2 protein-coding genes and 1 pseudogene are annotated in these 4,010 nt (G+C 72.6%); 2 read left to right on the top strand and 1 reads right to left on the bottom strand.

The window, feature by feature from the left end; translation table 11 throughout:
* Window positions 1–102: 102 nt before the first annotated feature.
* The gene (locus tag A2U95_RS30925) at window positions 103–1,455 is read right to left on the bottom strand and encodes a glycoside hydrolase family 18 protein (RefSeq protein ID WP_166029187.1); all 1,353 of its coding nucleotides are present in this window, start codon (window positions 1,453–1,455) and stop codon (window positions 103–105) included.
* A 528-nt stretch (window positions 1,456–1,983) separates the two neighbouring features.
* Between A2U95_RS30925 and A2U95_RS30920 the strand changes: the two genes are divergently transcribed.
* Entirely contained in the window at window positions 1,984–3,549 is a 1,566-nt protein-coding gene (locus tag A2U95_RS30920; RefSeq protein WP_166029185.1) for a S8 family peptidase, read from the top strand.
* 277 nt (window positions 3,550–3,826) lie between these two features.
* A pseudogene (locus tag A2U95_RS32240) lies at window positions 3,827–4,010 on the top strand (hypothetical protein); the annotation flags it as partial.

Here is a 4,010-nt window from a genome sequence, read left to right as displayed (position 1 = left end):
CGGCGCGGCCCGCGCCCCGGTGGTCCCGGGCCGGGCGCCGCGGCGGTGGTGCGGCCGCCGCCCGCCGGTCCCGTCACCGGCCGGGCGGCCCCGCCCGGCGGGTCAGTCGTTCAGGCCGGCGTCCAGGGCCCGGATCAGCTCGCCGTCGGAGGTGTCCCCGTCCAGTGACCAGATCATCGCGCCGCCCAGGCCGCGGTCCTTCACGTACGCGGCCTTCCGGGCGAGGACCCGCGGGTCGTCGTAGGTCCACAGCGTGGTGCCGTCGAAGATCCAGGCGTGACCGCCGGCCCTGTCACGGTGGACGGTCCAGGAGCCGGACTCCACGAGGGCCTTGAGCTCCTCGTAGTCCGCGTACCCGTCGGCCCACCGGGCGGGGGCCGGGCCCGCGGCCGGCTGTCCCAGCCCGTCGCCGCCGCCGGTCACCCCGGTCCAGCCCTGGCCGTAGAAGGGCACGCCCACCACCAGCTTCCGGGCGGGTGCGCCGCGCTCCAGCCAGGCCTCCACGGTGCCGTGCACGCTGTGGTCGTTCCCCGCGAACAGCGCGGACTGCTGGTTGGTCACGGGCTCGCCGCTGACGTGGAAGTCGTAGCCCTGGAGGGTGACGAAGTCCAGGTTCCTCATGATCTTCGGAACCTCGAAGCCGGCGTCGATCTTGGCCTCGGCGGTGGGCACGAACGCGGACAGCTCGTAGTGCTCGCGCTGCCGCTTGCCCAGCGCGTCGAGCTGCTTGCGGAACTCCGCGACCAGCTTGGTGAAGTTCTTCCGGTCCTCCGGACGGAAGGTGGTGTCCGTGTCGCCCGCGGAGCCGGGCCACTCCCAGTCGAGGTCGATGCCGTCGAAGACGCCGGCCGCCGAGCCCGGACCGCCCCGGCCGCTGTCCGCGGGCAGGTCGCCCTTGATGTACAGGTCGATGCAGGAGGAGACGAGACGCTTGCGGGAGGCGTCGGTGAGGGCGGCGTCGGAGAAGTGGGTGGACCAGGACCAGCCGCCCAGCGAGATCATCACCTTGAGGTCCGGGTGCTTCTCCTTGAGCTTCCTCAGCTGGAGGAAGTTGCCCGCCAGCGGCTGGTCCCAGGTGTCGGCCACGCCGTCCACCGAGTCCGCGGCGTCCACCGGACGCACGTAGTCCGCCCAGGCGTCGGTCTCGCCGGGGACGTTGCCCATCAGGCACTCGCCCTCCGGACCCACGTTGCCGAAGGCGTAGTTGAGGTGGGTGAGCCGCTCGGCCTGGCCGCTCAGGTCGACGTCCCGGACCTGGAAGTCGCGGCCGTAGACGCCCCACTGGGTGAAGTAGCCGACCTGACGGAGCGTGTTCCGTCCGGAGGCCGCGGAGGCCCCGGAGACCGCGGAGGCGGAGTCGGGCGCGGCGGACGATGCCGGGGCGAGCCCGACGACCAGTGCGAGTGCGGAAGTGACAACTCCCGCTGCGGAGAAGAGTCTTCGAGGCAGGCGCATGGCCGGACGTTATTGGTCTGGACCATACGGGTCAAGGGTGGGCGGCGGACGGAGGGGAACCGGAACGGGAGGGGCGCCTTCCGGGTGGGGCCGGCGGGCGGCGAAGGTGTCACTCTGCGTGGCGGACCGGCGGGCGGGGGTGTGGCGCGAAGTCGGCCGGCGGGTGTCCGGAAAGCGGTCACACGGGTGCTGTGAGGGGGTCGCCTCCTGGTCAGGAGAAGTGCCGGTGGCCGTGGGGAGGGCGACGGCGCGGCGGTGCGGGCCGTGGTGTGACGCTCGTCTCGTTTACCGAGCGTGTGTGTCTCGTTTGGTGGCGATTGGGTCGGGACCCTTTTGTGGCGCGGGTGTTACGGCTGCGCGGAACCTCTTGTGCAATCCGCGTAGACGCTTCAATCTTTCGGCTGGTGACAGGTGGAGCCGCCGGGGTCCCATGACCCGTGATTGGCATGTACCTGTCGCTATGTCTGCCCCACGCAGACGCCCCGGTCCCCCAACCAGTGCTCCACCTACCGCAGGAGGAACCCTCAGATGGCAGTGATGCGGAGCTCTCGCAGCAGAATGCTCGCCGGCGTCAGCGCCCTGGCGGCGGCCGCCCTCACCGGCGGCCTGTTCACCGCGCTTCCGGCGAGTGCGGCCGAGGCCACCGGTACGATCGCCTACGCGAACGCGGAGAACGCGGTCAAGGGCAGCTACATCGTCACCCTGAAGGCCGACACCAAGGCCGGCTCCGCCAAGGGCAAGGACGTCGCCGAGAAGCACGGCGCCGAGGTCGAGAAGACCTTCCGCAAGGCCGTCAACGGCTACACCGTCGAGGCCACCGAGGCCGAGGCCGCCAAGCTGGCCGCCGACCCGGCCGTCGCCCTGGTCGAGCAGAACCGCACGTTCACCACCCAGGCGACGCAGACCAACCCGACCTGGGGCCTGGACCGCATCGACCAGACCTCCCTGCCGCTGAACAGCTCGTACACCTACGACGACACGGCCGGCCAGGGCGTCACCGCGTACGTCATCGACACCGGCGTGCGCATCTCCCACAGCGACTTCGGCGGCCGCGCCCGCAACGGCTACGACGCCGTGGACGGCGACAACGTCGCCCAGGACGGCAACGGCCACGGCACCCACGTCGCCGGCACCATCGCGGGCAACACCTACGGCGTGGCCAAGAAGGCCAGCATCGTCGGCGTCCGCGTGCTCGGCAACGACGGCTCCGGCACCACCGCCGGCGTGATCGACGGCGTCGACTGGGTCGCGGCCAACGCGGTCAAGCCGGCCGTCGCCAACATGTCCCTCGGCGGCGGCGCCTCCACCACCCTGGACGCCGCGGTGCGCAGGGCCATCGCCGCCGGCGTGACCTTCGCGGTCGCCGCGGGCAACGAGTCCGTCACCGCGACCGGTTCGCCGGCCCGCGTGACCGAGGCCATCACCGTCGGCGCCACCACCAGCACCGACGCGCGCGCCAGCTACTCCAACTACGGCTCGGCCCTGGACATCTTCGCCCCGGGCTCGTCCATCACCTCCGCCTGGTACACCGGCGACTCGGCGACCAACACCATCTCCGGCACCTCGATGGCCACCCCGCACGTCGCGGGCGCCGCGGCCCTCTACCTCGCCGACAACCCGTCGGCCACGCCGGCGTCGGTCGCCTCCGCGCTGATCGCCAACTCGGTCTCCGGCAAGGTCACCAGCCCGGGCACCGGTTCGCCGAACCGCCTGCTGTACGTCGGCGCCGGCGGCACCACCCCGCCCCCCGGCACGTCCTTCACCAACACCGCGGACTACACGATCCGCGACAACACCACGGTCGAGTCCCCGATCACCGTGAGCGGTGTCACCGGCAACGCGCCGTCCACCCTGCAGGTGCCGGTCAACATCGTCCACACCTACATCGGTGACCTCCAGGTCCAGCTGATCGCCCCCGACGGCTCGGCCTACACGCTGAAGGCGTACGGCACCGGCAGCTCCACGGACAACATCAACACCACCTACACCGTGAACGCCTCCTCCGAGGTCGCCAACGGCACCTGGAAGCTGCGGGTCAGCGACAACGCCGCGGGTGACACCGGCTACATCAACAGCTGGGGCCTCACCTTCTGACGCACCGCCGGGCCCCTCGCCGAGGGGCCCGGCCGGCTCCTCCCTTCCCCGGCCCCGCCCCCGTCACGTCCGACGTGACGGGGGCGGGGCCGTCGCGGGCCCGGCTCCCGGCCGGCGGGGTTGCGGGGGCTGCGAAGCGAGGGGAAAAATCGTTCGAATAGCATGCGCTCCTCGCGCCGCGCGTGCCGCACCGCGCGTCCCGCGCACCGCCCCGCCACCCCGCCGTCCCGCCGTCCCGCCGGCGGACGAGTCACCACCGCACGAGGAGCACAGCCCAGTGGCCACCGAACCACCCACCCCGCCGCACCCCGGCGGCCCCGGCGCCGACGGTCCGGACGCCACCGCGCAGACGCCCCCGGCGGTGTCCTTCGACAAGACGCCCCCGCCGCCCGCGCCGGCGCCGCCGGCGGAGACCCCGGCCGAACCGGCCGGCCGCGTCCCGTCCGGGTCCGCCGGCCCCG

Source organism: Streptomyces chilikensis (assembly GCF_001642695.1).
GTDB classification, from domain to species: domain Bacteria; phylum Actinomycetota; class Actinomycetes; order Streptomycetales; family Streptomycetaceae; genus Streptomyces; species Streptomyces chilikensis.
The sequence above is the reverse complement of the archived record's forward strand: the minus strand, read 5'-3'. Positions and strand labels throughout refer to the sequence as shown.

Excerpts from the sequence above, each read along its gene's own strand:
- A2U95_RS30925 (WP_166029187.1), bottom strand. The coding sequence starts at position 1,455 with ATGCGCCTGCCTCGAAGACTCTTCTCCGCAGCGGGAGTTGTCACTTCC.
- A2U95_RS30920 (WP_166029185.1), top strand. The coding sequence starts at position 1,984 with ATGGCAGTGATGCGGAGCTCTCGCAGCAGAATGCTCGCCGGCGTCAGC.